The 18,961-nt window shown below is 68.9% G+C and carries 16 protein-coding genes; 8 read left to right on the forward strand and 8 right to left on the reverse strand.

Annotation, left to right across the window (positions count from 1 at the left end):
• Positions 1-53: 53 nt before the first annotated feature.
• Positions 54-3,209, reverse strand: a complete 3,156-nt coding sequence (gene ileS / locus J0695_RS23880; RefSeq protein ID WP_206964683.1) for an isoleucine--tRNA ligase — start codon at positions 3,207-3,209, stop codon at positions 54-56.
• Positions 3,210-3,756: 547 nt separating this feature from the next.
• On the opposite strand from ileS, the gene J0695_RS23885 reads away from it, so the two are divergent.
• From J0695_RS23885 to J0695_RS23900, 4 genes are all read left to right on the forward strand, one after another.
• A complete protein-coding gene (locus tag J0695_RS23885) occupies positions 3,757-4,530 on the forward strand; it encodes a TraR/DksA family transcriptional regulator (protein WP_206964685.1) in 774 nt (257 codons plus the stop codon).
• 92 nt (positions 4,531-4,622) lie between these two features.
• Complete coding sequence (gene lspA / locus J0695_RS23890) at positions 4,623-5,204, forward strand: signal peptidase II (RefSeq protein WP_206964687.1); 582 nt, start codon at positions 4,623-4,625, stop codon at positions 5,202-5,204.
• 30 nt (positions 5,205-5,234) lie between these two features.
• Complete coding sequence (locus J0695_RS23895; protein WP_206964695.1) at positions 5,235-6,176, forward strand: RluA family pseudouridine synthase; 942 nt, start codon at positions 5,235-5,237, stop codon at positions 6,174-6,176.
• Positions 6,173-6,616: a GNAT family N-acetyltransferase gene (locus J0695_RS23900; RefSeq protein WP_206964708.1), complete on the forward strand. Its 444-nt coding sequence runs from the start codon at positions 6,173-6,175 to the stop codon at positions 6,614-6,616. Before J0695_RS23895 ends, J0695_RS23900 begins: the two co-directional genes overlap by 4 nt.
• Positions 6,617-6,621: 5 nt before the next feature.
• On the opposite strand, the gene J0695_RS23905 is transcribed toward J0695_RS23900, so the two are convergent.
• Together J0695_RS23905 and J0695_RS23910 are read right to left on the reverse strand one after the other, a co-directional pair.
• Positions 6,622-7,236: a hypothetical protein gene (locus J0695_RS23905; RefSeq protein WP_206964710.1), complete on the reverse strand. Its 615-nt coding sequence runs from the start codon at positions 7,234-7,236 to the stop codon at positions 6,622-6,624.
• A 179-nt stretch (positions 7,237-7,415) separates the two neighbouring features.
• The gene (locus J0695_RS23910) at positions 7,416-7,673 is read right to left on the reverse strand and encodes a hypothetical protein (RefSeq protein ID WP_206964711.1); all 258 of its coding nucleotides are present in this window, start codon (positions 7,671-7,673) and stop codon (positions 7,416-7,418) included.
• A gap of 116 nt (positions 7,674-7,789) precedes the next feature.
• Between J0695_RS23910 and J0695_RS23915 the strand changes: the two genes are divergently transcribed.
• On the forward strand, positions 7,790-9,376 hold the full coding sequence (locus tag J0695_RS23915; RefSeq protein WP_206964714.1) for a Na+/H+ antiporter: 1,587 nt from the start codon (positions 7,790-7,792) through the stop codon (positions 9,374-9,376).
• A 12-nt stretch (positions 9,377-9,388) separates the two neighbouring features.
• Here J0695_RS23915 and J0695_RS23920 read toward each other — a convergent pair whose 3' ends face one another.
• Positions 9,389-10,474: a mechanosensitive ion channel family protein gene (locus J0695_RS23920; protein ID WP_206964721.1), complete on the reverse strand. Its 1,086-nt coding sequence runs from the start codon at positions 10,472-10,474 to the stop codon at positions 9,389-9,391.
• 30 nt (positions 10,475-10,504) lie between these two features.
• Between J0695_RS23920 and J0695_RS23925 the strand changes: the two genes are divergently transcribed.
• A complete protein-coding gene (locus J0695_RS23925; protein ID WP_206964723.1) occupies positions 10,505-11,074 on the forward strand; it encodes a dienelactone hydrolase family protein in 570 nt (189 codons plus the stop codon).
• A 45-nt stretch (positions 11,075-11,119) separates the two neighbouring features.
• Here the strand turns inward: J0695_RS23925 and J0695_RS23930 are convergent, their stop codons facing one another.
• The 3 genes from J0695_RS23930 to J0695_RS23940 all read right to left on the reverse strand — a co-directional run bounded on the left by J0695_RS23930 (position 11,120) and on the right by J0695_RS23940 (position 14,100).
• Positions 11,120-11,929 (reverse strand): DsbA family protein, encoded by an 810-nt coding sequence (locus J0695_RS23930; RefSeq protein ID WP_206964731.1) that lies wholly within the window; start codon positions 11,927-11,929, stop codon positions 11,120-11,122.
• A gap of 50 nt (positions 11,930-11,979) precedes the next feature.
• Positions 11,980-12,666 (reverse strand): hypothetical protein, encoded by a 687-nt coding sequence (locus tag J0695_RS23935; protein ID WP_206964733.1) that lies wholly within the window; start codon positions 12,664-12,666, stop codon positions 11,980-11,982.
• Positions 12,667-12,774: 108 nt separating this feature from the next.
• Complete coding sequence (locus tag J0695_RS23940) at positions 12,775-14,100, reverse strand: DUF2252 domain-containing protein (protein WP_206964735.1); 1,326 nt, start codon at positions 14,098-14,100, stop codon at positions 12,775-12,777.
• A gap of 201 nt (positions 14,101-14,301) precedes the next feature.
• Between J0695_RS23940 and dnaE the strand changes: the two genes are divergently transcribed.
• Positions 14,302-17,844, forward strand: coding sequence for a DNA polymerase III subunit alpha (gene dnaE / locus J0695_RS23945; RefSeq protein WP_206964737.1), 3,543 nt, complete (start codon positions 14,302-14,304; stop codon positions 17,842-17,844).
• 74 nt (positions 17,845-17,918) lie between these two features.
• Here the strand turns inward: dnaE and J0695_RS23950 are convergent, their stop codons facing one another.
• Positions 17,919-18,101: a hypothetical protein gene (locus J0695_RS23950; RefSeq protein ID WP_206964739.1), complete on the reverse strand. Its 183-nt coding sequence runs from the start codon at positions 18,099-18,101 to the stop codon at positions 17,919-17,921.
• A 250-nt stretch (positions 18,102-18,351) separates the two neighbouring features.
• On the opposite strand from J0695_RS23950, the gene J0695_RS23955 reads away from it, so the two are divergent.
• On the forward strand, positions 18,352-18,961 hold a 610-nt coding region (locus tag J0695_RS23955), incomplete at its 3' end, for an NYN domain-containing protein (protein WP_206964741.1).

Genomic DNA, 18,961 nt, shown 5'->3' on the forward strand with positions numbered 1-18,961 from the left:
CACCCAGAAGGCCCGGCCGACGTGGTCGGCCGGGCCCTCTGGGTGGTGCGGAGTTACTTCTCCGTCTTGCGGAGGTGGAACGTGAGGGACAGGCCCTCGTCCTTGAAGGGGTCGCCGTACGTGTCGTCCGGCGCGCCCTCCGCGTAGTCCAGAGCCAGGACCTCGTCCGTGATCAGCGGAGCGTGCTCCGTCAGGGCCTCGGACGTCGCCGGGTCCGTCGTCGTCCAGCGCACCGCGATACGGTCCGCGACGTCCAGGCCGCTGTTCTTGCGGGCCTCCTGGATCAGACGGATCGCGTCACGGGCGAGGCCCGCGAGACGCAGTTCCGGCGTGATCTCCAGGTCCAGGGCGACCGTCGCACCCGAGTCGGAGGCTACGGACCAGCCTTCGCGCGGGGTCTCCGTGATGATCACCTCGTCGGGCGAGAGGGTGACGGATTCGCCGTCCACCGTCACCGCCGCCGTACCCTCGCGCAGGGCGAGCGAGAGCGCTGCCGCGTCCGTCTCGGCCACCGCCTTCGCGACCGCCTGGACTCCCTTGCCGAAACGCTTGCCCAGGGCACGGAAGTTGGCCTTGGCCGTCGTGTCGACGAGGGAGCCTCCCACTTCGGAGAGGGAGGCGAGGGAGGAGACGTTCAGCTCCTCCGTGATCTGGGCCTGGAGTTCGGGGGAGAGGGACTCGAAGCCCGACGCCGCGACCAGGGCGCGGGAGAGGGGCTGGCGGGTCTTGACCCCCGACTCGGCGCGCGTGGCGCGGCCCAGCTCGACCAGGCGGCGTACCAGCACCATCTGCGAGGACAGGGTCGGGTCGATCGCCGACAGGTCGGGCTTGGGCCAGGTGGAGAGGTGGACCGACTCGGGGGCGTCCGGGGTGACGGGCGCCACCATGTCCTGCCAGACCCGCTCCGTGATGAAGGGGGTCAGGGGGGCCATCAGGCGGGTGACCGTCTCGACGACCTCGTGGAGCGTGCGGAGCGCGGCCTTGTCGCCCTGCCAGAAGCGGCGGCGCGAGCGGCGGACGTACCAGTTGGAGAGGTCGTCGACGAAGGCCGAGAGCAGCTTGCCCGCGCGCTGGGTGTCGTAGGCCTCCAGCGCCTGGGTGACCTGGTCGACGAGCGCGTTGAGCTCGCTCAGCAGCCAGCGGTCAAGGACCGTGCGGTCCGCGGGTGCCGGGTCGGCCGCCGAGGGCGCCCACTCGGACGTGCGGGCGTACAGCGCCTGGAAGGCGACCGTGTTCCAGTACGTGAGGAGCGTCTTGCGGACGACCTCCTGGATCGTGCCGTGGCCCACCCTGCGGGCCGCCCACGGCGAGCCGCCGGCCGCCATGAACCAGCGCACCGCGTCGGCGCCGTGCCGGTCCATCAGGGGGATCGGGTCGAGGGTGTTGCCCAGGTGCTTGGACATCTTGCGGCCGTCCTCGGCCAGGATGTGGCCCAGGCAGACCACGTTCTCGTAACTCGACTTGTCGAAGACGAGAGTGCCCACCGCCATGAGCGTGTAGAACCAGCCGCGGGTCTGGTCGATGGCCTCCGAGATGAACTGCGCCGGGTAGCGGCTCTCGAAGAGCTCCTTGTTCTGGTACGGGTAGCCGTACTGCGCGAAGGGCATCGAACCCGAGTCGTACCAGGCGTCGATGACCTCGGGGACGCGCGTCGCGGTCTGCTCGCAGGTGGGGCAGGGGAAGGTGACGTCGTCGATGTACGGGCGGTGCGGTTCCAGCTCCGAGTGATCGGTCCCGGTGAGCTCGGTGAGCTCCGCGCGGGAGCCGATGACCGTGAGGTGGTCGTCCTCGCAGCGCCAGATCGGGAGCGGGGTGCCCCAGTAGCGGTTGCGGGAGAGCGCCCAGTCGATGTTGTTGTTCAGCCAGTCGCCGAAGCGGCCCTGCTTGACCGACTCCGGGTACCAGTTGGTCTTCTCGTTCTCGCGCAGCATCGCGTCCTTGACCGCGGTGGTGCGGATGTACCAGGACGGCTGCGCGTAGTAGAGCAGCGCGGTGTGGCAGCGCCAGCAGTGCGGGTAGCTGTGCTCGTACGGGACGTGGCGGAAGAGGCGGCCGCGCGCGTCCAGGTCGGCGACCAGCTTCTCGTCGGCCTTCTTGAAGAAGATGCCGCCCACGAGGGGGACTTCCTCCTCGAAGGTGCCGTCGGGGCGGACCGGGTTGACCACAGGCAGGCCGTACGCCTTGCAGACCTGGAGGTCCTCGGCGCCGAAGGCGGGGGACTGGTGGACGAGGCCGGTGCCGTCCTCGGTGGTGACGTACTCGGCGTTGACCACGTAGTGGGCCTCCGCCGGGAAGTCGACCAGGGCGAAGGGGCGGTCGTACGTCCACCGCTCCATCTCCGCGCCCGTGAAGGTGGCGCCGGTGGGCTCCCAGCCTTCGCCGAGTGCCTTGGCGAGGAGCGGCTCGGCGACGACGAGCTTCTCCTCGCCGTTCGTCGCCACGACGTAGGTGACGTCGGGGTGTGCGGCGACCGCGGTGTTCGAGACCAGCGTCCAGGGGGTCGTCGTCCAGACCAGCAGGGCGGCCTCGCCCGCGAGGGGGCCGCTGGTGAGCGGGAAGCGGACGAAGACCGAGGGGTCGACCACGGTCTCGTAACCCTGCGCCAGCTCGTGGTCCGAGAGGCCGGTGCCGCAGCGCGGGCACCAGGGGGCGACGCGGTGGTCCTGGACGAGGAGGCCCTTGTTGAAGATCTCCTTCAGCGACCACCAGACCGACTCGACGTACGAGGGGTCCATCGTGCGGTACGCGTTGTCGAGGTCGACCCAGTAGCCCATGCGGGTCGTCAGCTCGGCGAAGGCGTCCGTGTGGCGGGTGACGGACTCGCGGCACCTGTCGTTGAAGGCGGCGATGCCGTACGCCTCGATCTCGGGCTTGCCGCTGAAGCCGAGTTCCTTCTCGACGGCGAGCTCGACGGGCAGGCCGTGACAGTCCCAGCCGGCCTTGCGGGGGACGTGGTAGCCCTGCATCGTGCGGAAGCGGGGGAAGACGTCCTTGAAGACGCGTGCCTCGATGTGGTGGGCGCCCGGCATGCCGTTGGCGGTCGGCGGGCCCTCGTAGAAGACCCACTCGGGGCGGCCCTGGGACTGTTCGAGGCTCTTGTCGAAGACCTTGTTCTCGCGCCAGAAATCGAGCACGGCGTGCTCGAGGGCGGGCAGGTCGACCTGTGCGGGCACCTGGCGGTACTGCGCCTGGTACTTGGGCGTTGTCATCGGCGGGCTCCTCCGGCGGACGTTCTCGCTTCCGTCGGAGGGACGAGAGCACTCGGCTCCCGCGGTACCACCCTCCTTGGCCCCGGGCGTGCGCCCTTGGCCCCCTCATTGGGGTCGCGATGCCGGGTCTAGGGCCCTTACGGGCTTTCTTCCGACGGCTCCGGGGTGATCTTCATGTCGCGCCTGCCTCCGGGCTCACACCGTCCCCGGATCGCTCTTGGCCGCGTACGACGCTACTCGTCCCATCTGCGCCTCTCGCTGAGGCCAGTGTACGGGGCCCTTCCGCGGTCGGCCGACCGGTTTTCCCGCGGCGCCGGACGGGGTGCGCCGATGACCCGAATGGCCATATGGCATCCGCCGGACTCCGGCTCCCTCCTTGGGGCGGATTACCGGCCGGGGAGCTGGGCACAACGGATGCAGGCTCACCTCGCCGCGGACGCGGGATGGGCTGAACGAGCGGCGTGCCCCGTTGCCGCGGAGCTGGGGTCGACTTATCGTCCCAGCACGTATCGCGAGCAAGATCACAATATGTGAAGGGGCCGCGGCCATGGTGGCGAAGAAGACCGCCGCAGAGAAGTCGGCGTCCGCAGAATCCACTGGCGCGACGGCCAAGGATCGGACCGACAGCAAGAGCACCGTCGCACCGGGAACCACAGCGAAGAAGGCTGCCGTGAAGAAGGTCGCGGCGGTGAAAAAGGCACCGGCGAAGAAGGCGTCGGCCAAGAAGGCGGCGCCGGCGAAGAAGGCGGTGCCCGCCAAGAAGGCGGCGAAGAAGGCCGCCACGGCGGCCGCGGGGGCGGCACAGGCCGCGGAACAGACGGGAGCCAAGACGGTGGTTGCGAAGAAGACTGCGACGGCGCGCAAGCCCGCGGAGAGCACGGAGACGGCAGTGCCCAAGGCACGCACCGTCGCGGCCGCGGTCCCTGGCGAGCTCGCCGTACGGCCGGGGGAGGATCCATGGACCCCGGACGAGGTCGCCGACGCCCGCGCCGAGCTGCAGAGCGAGGATCTGCGCCTCGGCGCCGAGATCGCGGCCGCGGAGGCGGCTCTGGCCGGGCTGATGCGGGACTCCGGTGACGGCGCGGGCGACGACCAGGCCGACACCGGTACCAAGAACATCACCCGGGAGAGCGAGATGGCCCTGGCGGCCAACGCGCAGGAGATGCTGGAGCAGACCGAGCGGGCACTGGAGCGGCTCGAGTCGGGAACGTACGGGATCTGCGAGAACTGCGGGAACCCGATCGGCAAGGCCCGGATGCAGGCCTTCCCGCGCGCCACGCTGTGCGTGGAGTGCAAGCAGAAGCAGGAGCGCCGTTACTGACCGGACAGGGAAGTGCCGGGCCTGAGCCTCGGCGTCCGCACAGGGGTGTCGTACCCTCGTCCTCAGTCAGGCAACTAGGGCGAGGGACTCACGTGGCAGAGGCGGAGCGCATCATCGGTACGCCGGAAAACCCCGAGGCGGCTGAGGCCGGTCCGGAGCAGTCCCCCGACGCCGCCGAGCGGCCCAAGGGCGCACGGAAGCTCCTGGTGCTGTTCGGTGTGGCCGTCTTCGCCTATCTGCTCGACCTGATCAGCAAAATGATCGTGGTCGCCAGGCTGGAGCACCACGAGCCGGTCAAGGTCCTCGGTGATCTGCTGCGGTTCGAGGCGATCAGGAACCCGGGTGCGGCCTTCGGTGTCGGCGAGGCCTTCACCGTGATCTTCACCTGTATCGCGGCGACCGTGATCATTGTGATCGCCCGCCTGGCGCGGAAGCTCTACAGCCTGCCCTGGGCGATCGCGCTCGGGCTGCTGCTCGGCGGGGCGCTGGGCAATCTGACCGACCGGATCTTCCGCTCGCCGGGGATCTTCCAGGGAGCGGTCGTCGACTTCATCGCTCCGTGGCACTTCGCGGTCTTCAACCTGGCGGATTCGGCGATCGTCTGCGGTGGATTCCTGATCGTGATCCTGTCGTTCAAGGGCCTTGACCCGGACGGGACCGTCCACAAGGACTAGTCCGCCCGAGCGGCAAGGCATACTCGACGGGTGAGTACCGTTCCTGAAACCCGCACCCTGCCCGTTCCCGATGGCCTTGAGGGCGAGCGCGTCGACGCCGCCATCTCCCGGATGTTCGGGTTCTCCCGTACGAAGGCGGCCGAGCTTGCCGCTGCGGGAAAGGTGCAGGTCGACGGGGCGGTGGTAGGGAAGTCCGACCGGGTCCACGGCGGTGCCTGGCTCGAGGTGGAGATGCCCGGGGTGCCGGCGCCCGTCCAGATCGTCGCCGAGCCCGTCGAGGGCATGGAGATCGTCCATGACGACGACGACATCGTGGTCATCTCCAAGCCGGTGGGCGTCGCCGCCCACCCGAGCCCCGGCTGGACCGGTACGACGGTGATCGGCGGGCTCGCCGCCGCCGGGTACCGGATCTCGACCTCGGGCGCCTCCGAGCGCCAGGGGATCGTGCACCGGCTGGACGTGGGCACGTCGGGCCTGATGGTGGTGGCCAAGTCGGAGCGTGCGTACACGCTGCTGAAGGCCCAGTTCCGGGACCGGGTCGTCGAGAAGAAGTACAACGCGCTGGTGCAGGGGCACCCCGATCCGATGAGCGGCACAATCGACGCTCCGATCGGGCGCCACCCGAACCACGACTACAAGTGGGCCGTGACGGCCGAGGGCAAGCCCTCGGTGACGCACTACGACCTGATCGAGGCCTTCCGTGCCGCCTCGCTGCTCGACATCAAGCTGGAGACCGGCCGTACGCACCAGATCCGTGTGCACATGTCGGCCCACAGGCACCCCTGCGTGGGCGACCTGACGTACGGCGCCGACCCGACCCTGGCCAAGCGCCTGGGTCTGACCCGGCAGTGGCTGCACGCGGTGAAGCTCGGTTTCGAGCACCCGTCGGACGGCCGGTGGGTCGAGTTCGAGAGCGGATACCCGGCCGACCTGCAGAAGGCGCTGGACGCGATCCGGGCCGAGAGCGAGTGAGCGACGACTACCGCGTCACGGTCGCCGGGGGACCCGATGACCTGGAGGCGTGCTTCGCCGTGCGCAGGGAGGTCTTCGTCGTCGAGCAGGGCGTGCCTGCCGAACTGGAGTACGACGACCTTGACGCGGACGCGCTGCATGTCCTCGCGGCAGGACCGGACGGGCCTCTCGGCACCGGGCGGCTGCTGACCGGCATCGAGGAGGCCGGGGTCGGCACGCTCGGGCGCCTCGCGGTCGCCAAGACGGCGCGCGGTCTCGGCGTCGGAGTGGCGCTGGTGCGGGCGATCGAGGACGCGGCTCGGGAGCGCGGTCTCACGGCCGTCGATCTGCATGCGCAGACCCATGCGCTGGGGTTCTACGAGCGGCTCGGATACGTCGCGTACGGACCCGAGTTCCCTGACGCGGGGATCCCGCACCGGGCGATGCGCCGCCCGCTGTGACTCGTTCACCGGGGCAGCCCCCAGGGCCGCGCTGATCCGTTCGAAGGGACCTCCCGCGGGCCGTGCGCCGCGCGCTCCCCGCGCGGGGTGACGACCGCGGTCGCTCCGCGCGGCAGTTGTACGGAGATCCTCCCCGCGCCCGACTCCCGCCGGGGCAGGGCGTGTCCGTGCTCGGTGCGTACCTCCACCGCTCCCGCGATTCCGTGGTCGAGGGTGAGCGGCTCACCGGCCTCGCTGCGGATCCGTATCCAGCGTATGGCGCCCGCCGAACGGAGACCGACGGGAACACCTTGACCGCGTCGTCCTGGCTCCGCACCGCCATGTCCAGCATCGACTGGACCGCGGAGAGCGGGGACTCCAGGGCGAAGTTCTTGCCCTCGCGGTGCGAGTCTGCGAGCGGAGTCGATGAGCGTGCGGGCGCCCCAGCGGATGAGGGAGAGGCCGTAGGCGCAGTCGGCGGCGTTCGCGTACTCGGGGGAGCGGGTGGTGAGCGGCAGGTGCAGCTTGCCGTCCGGGCCCTCGTGGAGGAAGCGGGCGCAGAAGTTGATCGCCTTGGCGAATCGGCCCAGGGCGCCGACGCCATAGGTTTCGGGGTGGCTGGAGCCGTGGACGGGCGCCATGCCGATCTGGCCCCTGGTACGGGTGATGTCGGCTCGGTTGTAGAGCTGGAGTACTTGAAGTTCTCTCCCCGGCGAACTTGGGAGACTCTCCCCTGGATCGCTCCGGCGAGTTTGACAGGTCATGCCTGTCCAGCGATGACCCTCCCGGCCGCCGGAGCAATACAAGATCTGCTGGGTGCTCATGCCATCAGTCGCTTTGCCGGGCGCGCTGCCAACAACAGCCAGGTGCCCGCGCGTTGCTCGCGCCAGGCTGCCGTCCAGCCCCCGCCGGCGAGCAGCGGCTGTTCGACGTGACCGTCGCCGACTCTGGGGTCTGGGTTGGGCGTGTAGTCGTCGGGCTTGCCGCTGGAGCGGGTGGAGGAGGCCTGCAGCCAGTGGAAGGTCCAGGTGGAGGCCTCCTCGCCGCCGAATCGGAAGGCCTCGCGCAGCACATACATCGGATGAAAGAGCCGCCACGCGGGATGCTGACTGTCCTATTGAGGTAGTAGGGGTGGGTTGCGTGGCACGCTGGGGCCCCTGATCGTCAAGGTTTCGACCGCGCCGGAGGGTACCCGTGGACCAATTGGCACTGCTGCTCGCGCTGTTGCTCGGCGCCGTGATCTCGGTGCCGATCGGGCAGCGGCTCGGACTGCCGGCCCCGGTGCTGATGACGCTCGGCGGGATCGTGCTGGCGCTGATCCCCGCCGTACCGAATGTGAACGTCCCCTCGGACTTCATCCTTCCGCTGATCCTGCCGCCGCTGCTGTACGCCGCCGTGCAGCGCACCTCCTGGCGGCAGTTCGCCGCCAATATCCGGCCGATCCTGCTGCTGGCCGTGGCGCTGGTCTTCGTGACCACGGCCGCCGTGGCCGCCGTCGCCGGCGCTCTCGTCCCCGGGCTCCCGATCGCCGCCGCCGTCGCGCTCGGCGCACTCGTCGCGCCGCCCGATCCGGTCGCGGCCACCGCAGTGGCAGGATCACTCGGGCTGCCCCGGCGGCTCGTCTCCATCCTGGAGGGCGAGGGGCTGTTCAACGATGTGACCGCGATCGTCCTCTACCACGTGGCCATTGCCGCCGTCGTGACCGGGACCTTCTCCTGGCCGCATGCCGTAGGGGAGTTGGTCCTCTCCGGTGTGGTCGCGACGGCCGTCGGCCTGGCGCTCGGCTGGCTCACCAACAAGCTGATGGGGCTGGTCGGCGACGCCACGCTGCAGATCGGGCTGACCCTGCTGGTGCCGTTCGTCGCGTACGTCCTCTCCGAGGAAATGAAGGGCTCGGGCGTCCTCGCCGTCCTCATCACCGCCCTGTTCCTCGCCGAGCACACCGCCGACGCCGACGACGTCCAGGGCCGGCTCACCGGGACCGCCTTCTGGGAGGTCGTCGACACCCTCGTCACCGGGGTCGCTTTCGGGCTGATCGGGCTCGAACTCCATGTGGTCTTCGGCACCGCCGACGGCCGCCAGCTGCAGATGCTCGGCTGGGGCGCGGCGATCGTCGGCGTCGTCGTGGGCGTACGGCTGATGTGGCTGCTGCCCGCCACCTGGCTGGCGAAGAAGCTGCACACCCTGCGCGACTACGACGAGGAGATCCCGACCACCTGGCGCGAGACCATCGTGATGTGGTGGGCGGGGATGCGGGGCGTGGCCTCGGTCGCGCTGGCGCTCGCCATTCCGCGGACGACGGATGCGGGCGACCCCTTCCCCCACCGCGACGAGCTCGTCTTCATCGCCTTCTGCGTGATCATGGCCACTCTGGTGGTCCAGGGTCTGACCCTGCCGTGGCTCGTCAGGAAGCTGGACGTACGCGCCGATACGGATGCCGAGCGGGAGCTGGAGCGGAGTCTGGCGATCCGTGCGGCGAAGGCCGCCAAGCGCCGGCTCAAGGAGATCCAGGAGGTCGAGGAGTTCCCTGAGGACGTCATGGAGCGCTTGGTGCGCAGCGCGTACGACATCGGGGCCAGGATCAGCCCCGACATGGTCGACGAGGAGCGGCGCGACGCGGTCGCCAAGCGGGTGGAGAGGGCGAAGTCGATGCGCCGCATCCAGCGGGAGATGATGTCGGCCGCGCGGCACGAGGTGCTGTCGGCGCGGAGCGAGCCGGGGGCGGATCCGGAGATCGTGGACCGGGTGCTGCGCCATCTGGACGTGCGGAGCCTGCGCTAGCGGCGGGGCTGTTCAGCCGCGGCCGGTGTGGGGCTCGGTGTCGGGGCGCGGGACCTCGGCGGGCTTGGGGAGTTCCGCGGGCGCCGTGGCGATGCGGGGGAGGGCGTACGGGTGGTGCTCGTACAGCCAGGCGATCATCTGCTCGCGCACCGCGCAGCGCACCGTCCAGATGTCGTCCGCGTCCTTCGCGGTGACCACGGCCCGCACCTGGACCGTGGACGGTGTCGTGTCGGTCACGGCCAGGGACCAGTCGCGGCCGTCCCACGCTGAGCACTCGCGCAGGATGTCCTGCATCTGCTCGCGCATCAGCGGGACCGGCGCCGAGTGGTCCAGATGGAAGAAGACCGTGCCGGTCATCTGGATGCCGCCGCGCGACCAGTTCTCGAAGGGCTTGCTCGTGAAGTACGAGACCGGCATGGTGATCCGGCGCTCGTCCCAGGTCCGTACGGCCAGGAAGGTGAGGGTGACCTCCTCGACCACCCCCCATTCGCCGTCCACCACGACCGTGTCCCCGAGGCGGACCATGTCCCCGAAGGCGATCTGCAGCCCGGCGAAGAGGTTCCCCAGCGTGGACTGGGCGGCGACACCGGCGACGATGCCCAGGATCCCGGCCGAGGCCAGCAGCGAGGTGCCCACGGTGCGCATCGCGGGGAAGGTCAGCAGCATGGCCGAGACCGCGACCACCGTGACGATCGCGGTCACCACCCGCTGGATGAGCGTCACCTGGGTCCGCACCCGGCGTACCCGGGCCGGGTCGCGTGTGGTGGCGACGTACCTGGCGTACGTGGAGTCGACGACCGCCGTCGCGATCCGTACGACCAGCCAGGCGGACGAGGCGATCAGGACCAGGGAGAGGATCTGGCCGATCCCCGCCTCGTGATCCTGGAGGAGCTTGGCGGTGCGGTAGGTGCCGCGGAGCAGCGCCGTGCACAGGACGAGCTGGAAGGGGATCCGGCACCGGCGCAGCAGGCCCCAGAGCGGGGTGTCGCGACGCCGGGAGTCCACTTTCTGCAGCACCCGGTCGACGAGCCAGCCCACGACGAGGGTGAGCACGACCGAGCCGCCGACGACGATCAAGGGGCGCAGTGCGTTCTCCATGCCTCCGACCGTAACTGGCACCATGGCTCCATGAACATCATGCTTTTCCATTCGACCTACGGTCTGCGCCCCGGGGTGCACGCCGCGGCCGAGCGGCTGCGCGCCGCCGGGCACCAGGTCCAGGTGCCGGATCTCTTCGACGGCAAGACCTTCGCCACCGTGGAGGAGGGCATGGACTTCAAGAACGAGGTCGGTGCGGAGGAACTGCTCAAGCGCGCGGTGGTGGCCTCGGCGCCCTACTCCGACCAGGGGCTTGTCTACGCGGGCTTCTCGCTCGGCGGGTCGCTGGCACAGAATCTCGCGCTGGGCGACGAGAAGGCGCGCGGGCTGCTCCTGCTGCACGGGACGTCCGACATCGCGGAGGGCGCGTCGGTGGACGAGCTGCCCGTACAGCTGCATGTCGCGGACCCGGACCCGTTCGAGACGCACGACTGGCTGAACAGCTGGTACCTGCAGATGCGCCGGGCCGGGGCCGACGTCGAGGTGCACCGCTATCCCGGTGCGGGACACCTCTTCACCGACCCCGAGCTTCCGGACTACGACGCCGAGGCCGCCGAGACGGCCTGGAAGGTCGCGCTCGGCTTCCTGGAGACGCTCTGACGCTCTGAAGCTCTGTCGCTCTGTCGCTCTGAAGCTCTGGCCGGCTTAGCCCGCGAGGGCCTTGGTGATCGCCGTGTTGTACTCGGCGACCGTCATCGGCGGGTTGGTCGTCGTCCCGACGGTGACCGCCTTGCCGTCCATCTTGAAGGTGGGCGTGCCCTGGACCCCGCTCTTGTCGAACTTGGCGGACATCTTCATCGCCCAGGCGTCGTAGGTGCCGCCCTTGACCGCCTTCTGGAAGGCCGCGTTGTCCTTGAGGGCGGGGACGGTCTGCGCGACCTTGATCAGGTAGGAGTCGTCCTTGAACTTGTCGGACGTCTCCTCGGGGTGCCAGGTCGTCGAGTAGAGCGCGGACTTGTACGCGGTGAAGGCCTCCGGGCTCACGTTGAGTGCCGCACCCAGTGCGCTCAGCGCGTTCTTGGAGCCTTCGCCGCCGTTGTTGTCGATGAACGTGGCGCCGATGTACTGGATCTTGTACTTGCCGGCGTCGACGTCCTTCTGCACCGTGGTGCCGACCGTCTGCTCGAACTGGGCGCAGACGGGGCAGCGGGAGTCCTCGTACACCTCGAGGGTCTTCTTCGCGGCCGGCTTGCCGATGGTGACCGTGGTGCCGTTGGTGCCCGTGGTGTTGGCCGGGGCGATGACCTTGTCGCTCTTCGCGGCTTCCCAGGCGCTGGGCTTGTTCATCTGCATGACGCCGTAGCCGACGCCGCCGGCTATCGCGAGGACGGCGACGACCGAGACGCCCACGACGATCTGGCGGCGGGTCTTGTCCTTCTTCTGCTGGCGCTCGCGCTCGGCGCGCAGTCGGTCGCGGGCGGCTGCCTTGTTGGCGTGGCTGTTGCGTGAACTCATGATCGTTTTCTCCGTATGAAGACGTGGGGCGGGGACTGCGGGGCTCGGGCTCAGGTGAAGGAGAGCGCCGAGCGCGGCGGTCCACGCCGGCCAACGGAGTGCACGAGGAGCCGGACGCGTGCGAGATGCGGCCGGTACGAGGTACGGCCTGTCCGGGGCGCGGTGCGGGGCGCCGTCACCACCACGGCGACCGCGACCAGCAGCGGCCGGAAGGCGAAGGCGCCGAAGGCGCGCAGCAGCGAGGCCAGCGCGGCCTCGCCCCGGCGGAGCCAGACGGCGGCCAGCAGGCCGATCACCACATGGGCGGCGAGCAGCAGCCAGGGCAGCGCCGGATCGGGGGAGTTGAGCAGATCGGTGGCCCGGTGCCCCGGGCCCGCCACCGCCGCGAGAGGGGTGCCGACCCTGCCACCGCCGCAGAACACGTCCACGCCGACCGAACGCAGCGCCCCGGCGACGGGGCCGCCGGCCGGTCCGTAACAGAGGTGCTGCCCGGTGGTGAAGACCGTGTCGGCGGTCAGCTCCAGCGGGATGAGGACACCCGCGATCGCGCCGAAGCCGCGCTCCCGTCCGGCCAGTGCGTACGCCACGGCGAAGACCGCGGCGGCGAGCAGAGCGACGGTGGGCAGCGGCAGCGGGACACGGGACAGGAGCACATGGGACGCGGCGGAGAGGGTCACGACGAGCGCTGTGAACAGCGCCGCGCGAACCGCCCTCAGCCTTGCGTCGCCTATATGCACCGGGTCTGCCTCGTCGGGATGTGATCGGGAAACGAGGTCGGGAATCACCTCATGGTGGGAGGGATTTTGCCACGCTCTCCTGTAGGGGATCCCTAAAGCTTCTCGGGACTAAAGGCCAGGAATACGGCCATTGCGGAACAAGTCGACAAAGATCTGGTGGTCGGCGCGGGCCCGCGCCCCGTACTCGTGCGCGAAGTCGACCAGCAGTCCGGCGAAACCGTCCTCGTCGGCGGCGATCGCCGCGTCGATGGCCCGCTCCGTGGAGAACGGCACCAGGGAGTGGCCGCTCTCGTCGTCCGCCGCCGCGTGCATCGTGGCCGTGGCCCGGCCCAGGTCCGCGACGACCGCCGCGATCTCCTCCGGGTCGTCGATGTCCGACCAGTCCAGGTCCACGGCGTACGGAGACACCTCGGCGACCAGCTGCCCGGCCCCGTCCAGCTCCGTCCAGCCCAGCCACGGGTCGGCCGCGTCCTGCAGGGCGCGCTGCGAGATCACCGTGCGGTGGCCCTCGTGCTGGAAGTACTCGCGGACCCGCCCGTCGGTGATGTGCCGGGAGACCGCCGGGGTCTGCGCCTGCTTCAGGTAGATGATCACGTCGTTCTCGAGGGCGTCGCTGTGGCCTTCGAGCAGGATGTTGTACGAGGGCAGGCCGGCCGAGCCGATCCCGATGCCCCGGCGGCCCACGACGTCCTTGACGCGGTAGGAGTCCGGGCGCACCAGGCTCGCCTCGGGCAGCGTCTCCAGATACCCGTCGAAGGCGGCCAGGACCTTGTAGCGGGTCGCCGCGTCCAGCTCGATGGAGCCGCCGCCGGGGGCGAACCTGCGCTCGAAGTCGCGGATCTCGGTCATGGAGTCGAGCAGCGAGAAGCGGGTGCGGGAGCGGGCCGAGCGCAGGGCGTCGAGCAGCGGGCCGTCGGCGGTGTCCAGCGTGAAGGGCGGCAGGTCGTCGTCCCTGACGCCCGCCGCCAGGTCGTGGATGCGCTCGCGGTAGGCCGCCGCATAGGTCCGTACGAGACCGGTGATCTGGTCGTCGCTCAGCGCCTTGGCGTGGCCCACCAGGGCGAGCGAGGCGGCGAAGCGCTGGACGTCCCAGGTGAAGGGGCCGACGTACGCCTCGTCGAAGTCGTTGACGTTGAAGATCAGCCGGCCGTTGGCGTCCATGTACGTGCCGAAGTTCTCGGCGTGCAGATCGCCGTGCACCCAGACCCGGCTGGTGCGCTCGTCCAGATACGGGCCCTTGTCCCCGCCGTCGCGCAGGTCCTCGTAGAAGAGGCAGGCCGTGCCCCGGTAGAAGGCGAAGGCCGAGGCCGCCATCTTGCGGAACTTGACCCGGAAGGCGGCCGGGTCGGCTGCCAGCAACTCGCCGAAAGCGGTGCCGAACACGGCCAGTATCTGCTCGCCGCGCTCTTCGGCGGTGGGCTGCGGGACCGACATCGCTTGGTGCCTCCTGGTACATGACAATTGGGACAGGTGTGCTCTCCTGTGCAACGCCCGAAGGTACCCCCGAGTGCCCGCCCGTCGCCCGACCACCACCCCTCATCGAAGGGCTGCGCCCTGCTGTAACCTCCGCGAACTGTCAGTCGGCCGACGTAGACTTCCACGCTGTCCCCCCGACTCTCGCTGGAGGCCCCCGTCGTGACCAAGCCGCCCTTTACGCACCTTCACGTCCACACCCAGTACTCGATGCTGGACGGTGCCGCGCGGCTCAAGGACATGTTCAACGCCTGCAATGAGATGGGCATGTCGCACATCGCCATGTCCGACCACGGAAATCTGCACGGCGCCTATGACTTCTTCCACACGGCGAAGAAGGCGGGGGTGACGCCGATCATCGGCATCGAGGCGTACGTCGCCCCGGAGTCACGGCGCAACAAGCAGCGCGTCCGCTGGGGGCAGCCGCACCAGAAGCGCGACGACGTGTCCGGTTCGGGTGGTTATACCCACAAGACGATCTGGGCGTCCAACAAGACCGGTCTGCACAACCTCTTCCGGCTGTCCTCCGACGCGTACGCCGAGGGCTGGCTGACCAAGTGGCCGCGGATGGACAAGGAGACGATCTCCAAGTGGTCGGAGGGGCTCATCGCCTCCACCGGCTGTCCGTCCGGCGAGGTGCAGACCAGGCTCCGTCTCGGCCAGTTCGACGAGGCCGTGCAGGCGGCCTCCGACTACAAGGACATCTTCGGCGAGGGCAAGTACTTCCTGGAGCTGATGGACCACGGCATCGAGATCGAGCGCCGCGTCCGCGACGGTCTCCTGGAGATCGGCAAGAAGCTCTCCATCCCGCCGCTGGTGACGAACGACTCGCACTACACGTACGCCCACGAGGCGACCGCGCACGACGCGCTGCTCTGCATCCAGACCGGCAAGAACCTCTCGGACCCCGACCGCTTCCGCTTCGACGGCACCGGCTACTACCTCAAGTCCACGGACGAGATGTACGCCGTGGACTCCTCGGACGCCTGGCAGGAGGGGTGTGCCAACACCCTCCTGGTCGCGCAGCAGGTCAACACCGACGACATGTTCGTCGAGAAGAACCTGATGCCGAAGTTCGACATCCCCGACGGGTACACCGAGGTCAGCTGGTTCCGCGAGGAGACCATGCGCGGGATGAACCGGCGCTACCCCGGCGGCATCCCCGACGACCGGCAGAAGCAGGTCGAGTACGAGATGGGGATCATCCTGGAGATGGGTTTCCCCGGGTACTTCCTGGTGGTCGCCGACTTCATCATGTGGGCCAAGAACCAGGGCATCGCGGTGGGTCCAGGACGTGGTTCCGCGGCCGGTTCGATCGTCGCGTACGCGATGGGCATCACCGACCTCGACCCCATCACGCACGGGCTGATCTTCGAGCGGTTCCTCAACCCCGAGCGCGTCTCCATGCCCGATGTCGACATCGACTTCGACGAGCGCAGGCGCGTCGAGGTGATCAGGTACGTGACCGAGAAGTACGGCGCCGACAAGGTCGCCATGATCGGTACGTACGGAAAGATCAAGGCCAAGAACGCGATCAAGGACTCCGCCCGGGTCCTCGGCTACCCGTACGCGATGGGCGACCGGCTCACCAAGGCCATGCCCGCCGACGTCCTCGGCAAGGGCATCGACCTCAGCGGCATCACCGACCCGAGCCACCCGCGCTACAGCGAGGCGGGCGAGATCCGGGCGATGTACGAGAACGAGCCGGATGTGAAGAAGGTCATCGACACCGCCAAGGGCGTCGAGGGCCTGGTCCGGCAGATGGGCGTGCACGCGGCCGGCGTGATCATGTCCAGCGAGCCCATCGTCGACCACGCCCCGATCTGGGTGCGGCACTCCGACGGCGTCACCATCACGCAGTGGGACTACCCCCAGTGCGAGTCGCTCGGCCTGCTGAAGATGGACTTCCTGGGTCTGCGCAACCTGACGATCATGGACGACGCCGTCAAGATGGTGAAGTCCAACAAGGGCATCGATCTGGAGCTGCTCGCGCTCCCGCTGGACGACCCGAAGACGTACGAACTGCTCTGCCGCGGTGACACGCTCGGCGTCTTCCAGTTCGACGGCGGCCCGATGCGGTCCCTGCTGCGGCTGATGAAGCCTGACAACTTCGAGGACATTTCCGCCGTCTCGGCCCTGTACCGGCCGGGCCCGATGGGCATGAACTCGCACACGAACTACGCCCTGCGCAAGAACAAGGCGCAGGAGATCACGCCGATCCACCCGGAGCTGGAGAAGCCCCTGGAGGAAGTGCTCGGCATCACGTACGGCCTGATCGTGTACCAGGAGCAGGTGCAGAAGGCCGCACAGATCATCGCCGGGTACTCGCTCGGCGAGGCCGACATCCTGCGCCGCGTGATGGGCAAGAAGAAGCCCGAGGAACTGGCCAAGAACTTCGTCCTCTTCCAGGAGGGGGCGAAGAAGAACGGCTTCAGCGACAAGGCGATCCAGTCGCTGTGGGACGTGCTGGTGCCGTTCGCCGGGTACGCCTTCAACAAGGCGCACTCCTCCGCGTACGGACTGGTCACGTACTGGACCGCCTATCTCAAGGCCAACTACCCGGCCGAGTACATGGCGGCCCTGCTGACCTCGGTCAAGGACGACAAGGACAAGTCGGCCGTCTATCTCAACGAGTGCCGGCGCATGGGCATCAAGGTGCTGCCGCCCAACGTCAACGAGTCCATGTCCAACTTCGCCGCCCAGGGCGACGAGGTGATCCTCTTCGGCCTCTCCGCGGTCCGCAACGTCGGCACCAACGTGGTCGAGTCGATCATCCGCTCGCGCAAGGCGAAGGGGAAGTACGCCTCGTTCCCCGACTATCTCGACAAGGTCGAGGCGGTCGCCTGCAACAAGCGCACCACGGAATCGCTCATCAAGGCCGGCGCCTTCGACGAGATGGGGCACACCCGCAAGGGCCTCACCGCGCACTTCGAACCGATGATCGACAACGTCGTCGCGGTCAAGCGCAAGGAGGCCGAGGGGCAGTTCGACCTCTTCGGCGCGATGGGCGACGCGGACGCGAAGGACGAGCCCGGCTTCGGCCTCGACGTCGAGTTCTCGGACATCGAGTGGGAGAAGGCGTATCTGCTCGCCCAGGAGCGGGAGATGCTCGGTCTCTACGTGTCCGACCACCCGCTCTTCGGCCTGGAGCACGTCCTCTCGGAAAAGTCCGACGCGTCGATCTCCCAGCTGACCGGCGGCGAGCACTCCGACGGCGCGGTCGTCACCATCGGCGGCATCATCTCCGGGCTGCAGCGCAAGATGACCAAGCAGGGCAATGCCTGGGCGATCGCCACGGTCGAGGACCTGGCGGGTTCCATCGAGTGCATGTTCTTCCCCGCGACCTACCAGCTGGTCTCGACCCAACTCGTCGAGGACACCGTGGTGTTCGTCAAGGGACGCCTGGACAAGCGTGAGGACATCCCGCGGCTGGTCGCGATGGAGATGATGGTCCCCGACGTGTCCAACGCCGGGACGAACGCGCCGGTCGTCATCACCATCCCCACGGCGCGGATCACCCCGCCCATGGTCGGCAGGCTCGGCGAGATCCTCTCCTCGCACCGGGGCAACTCGGAGGTACGGATCAAGCTCCAGGGCGCCCGCAAGACCACGGTGCTCCGGCTCGACCGGCACCGGGTCCAGGCCGATCCCGCCCTCTTCGGTGATCTGAAGGTGCTGCTCGGACCGGCCTGCCTGGCCGGCTAGATCCACTCATGGCAGAGCCGAGGGGCGCGTCCGGTACCGGACGCGCCCCTCGGGTATTTCCTTTACTGCGACCGTCAGTTGTGACCGAAGCGACGCTGGTGCTTACGGGCAACATCAGCGGGGCTGCCTTGCGCCAGAGCCTGCGGCTGAGCCTGCGACTCGAAAGCGGAGGACTTGGCTTCCTCGGTGCCGCGCTCTGCTGCCGACGCGCGGTCCTGCTGGTTGCCGCCCTGCTTGCGGTTCTTGTTCTTGGCCATGGTGATGCCTCCTTGAGGGGGACTAGGGGCCAGGGCCATCGCCAGAGTCACATACCAGGCATACCGCCGCATTTTGGATCATTACCGTGCGTAATTGAGTCGACCGCAGGGCAACTTCTGAGCAACTTCCGGATACGCCACGCCGATGATCGAGTTCCGGCCGTTAACGCCCGCGCAGTCGGGCAGACTCGAAGAAAACCCGTTGCACTTTCCCTTCCCCCGTCGTATCCGATGACGTATTCGAAAGTGGGTGGATCGCGTGGACCGCTGCGTCGTCCTGGTGGACGCCGGATATCTTCTGGGCGCCGCCGCGAGTCTCCTCGCCGGGGAGCCCGCCCGCTCTCGTATCACCGTTGATCACGCCGCCCTCATCCAGGGGCTTCGCGAGCGTGCCGAGGACGACACCCAGCAGCCGCTGCTGCGGATCTACTGGTTCGACGGCGCCCCCGACCGGGTCCCGCAGCCCGAACACCGGCGGCTGCGCGTCATGCCGCGCGTGACCGTTCGACTCGGGGCACTGACCCGCAGCGACGGACGCTGGGCGCAGAAGGGCGTCGACGCGGCGATGCACGCGGAGCTGACCGAGCTGGCCAGAAACCGCGCCTGCTCGGACATCGTCCTGGTGACCGGCGACGGAGATCTGCTGCCCGGACTGATGTCCGCCAAGGAGCACGGCGTCGCCGTGCACCTGTGGGCGGTGCAGGCCGCCGACGGCGACTACAACCAGTCCGAGGACCTGGTCGCCGAGGCCGACGAGCGCCGGGTCCTGGACCGGGCCTGGATCACCAAGGCCGTACGCGCCAAGGACCTCAGCGGGCTCTGTGCCCCGCCCCCGCCGCCCCGCCCCGAGATCGCCGCCA

The sequence above is a fragment of the Streptomyces beijiangensis genome, assembly GCF_017315755.1.
Classification (GTDB): domain Bacteria; phylum Actinomycetota; class Actinomycetes; order Streptomycetales; family Streptomycetaceae; genus Streptomyces; species Streptomyces beijiangensis.

Excerpts from the sequence above, each read along its gene's own strand:
- J0695_RS23940 (WP_206964735.1), bottom strand. The coding sequence starts at position 14,100 with ATGTCGGTCCCGCAGCCCACCGCCGAAGAGCGCGGCGAGCAGATACTG.
- J0695_RS23930 (WP_206964731.1), bottom strand. The coding sequence starts at position 11,929 with ATGAGTTCACGCAACAGCCACGCCAACAAGGCAGCCGCCCGCGACCGA.
- J0695_RS23920 (WP_206964721.1), bottom strand. The coding sequence starts at position 10,474 with ATGGAGAACGCACTGCGCCCCTTGATCGTCGTCGGCGGCTCGGTCGTG.
- J0695_RS23950 (WP_206964739.1), bottom strand. The coding sequence starts at position 18,101 with ATGGCCAAGAACAAGAACCGCAAGCAGGGCGGCAACCAGCAGGACCGC.
- ileS (WP_206964683.1), bottom strand. The coding sequence starts at position 3,209 with ATGACAACGCCCAAGTACCAGGCGCAGTACCGCCAGGTGCCCGCACAG.
- J0695_RS23910 (WP_206964711.1), bottom strand. The coding sequence starts at position 7,673 with ATGTATGTGCTGCGCGAGGCCTTCCGATTCGGCGGCGAGGAGGCCTCC.
- J0695_RS23925 (WP_206964723.1), top strand. The coding sequence starts at position 10,505 with ATGAACATCATGCTTTTCCATTCGACCTACGGTCTGCGCCCCGGGGTG.
- J0695_RS23905 (WP_206964710.1), bottom strand. The coding sequence starts at position 7,236 with ATGGCGCCCGTCCACGGCTCCAGCCACCCCGAAACCTATGGCGTCGGC.
- J0695_RS23885 (WP_206964685.1), top strand. The coding sequence starts at position 3,757 with ATGGTGGCGAAGAAGACCGCCGCAGAGAAGTCGGCGTCCGCAGAATCC.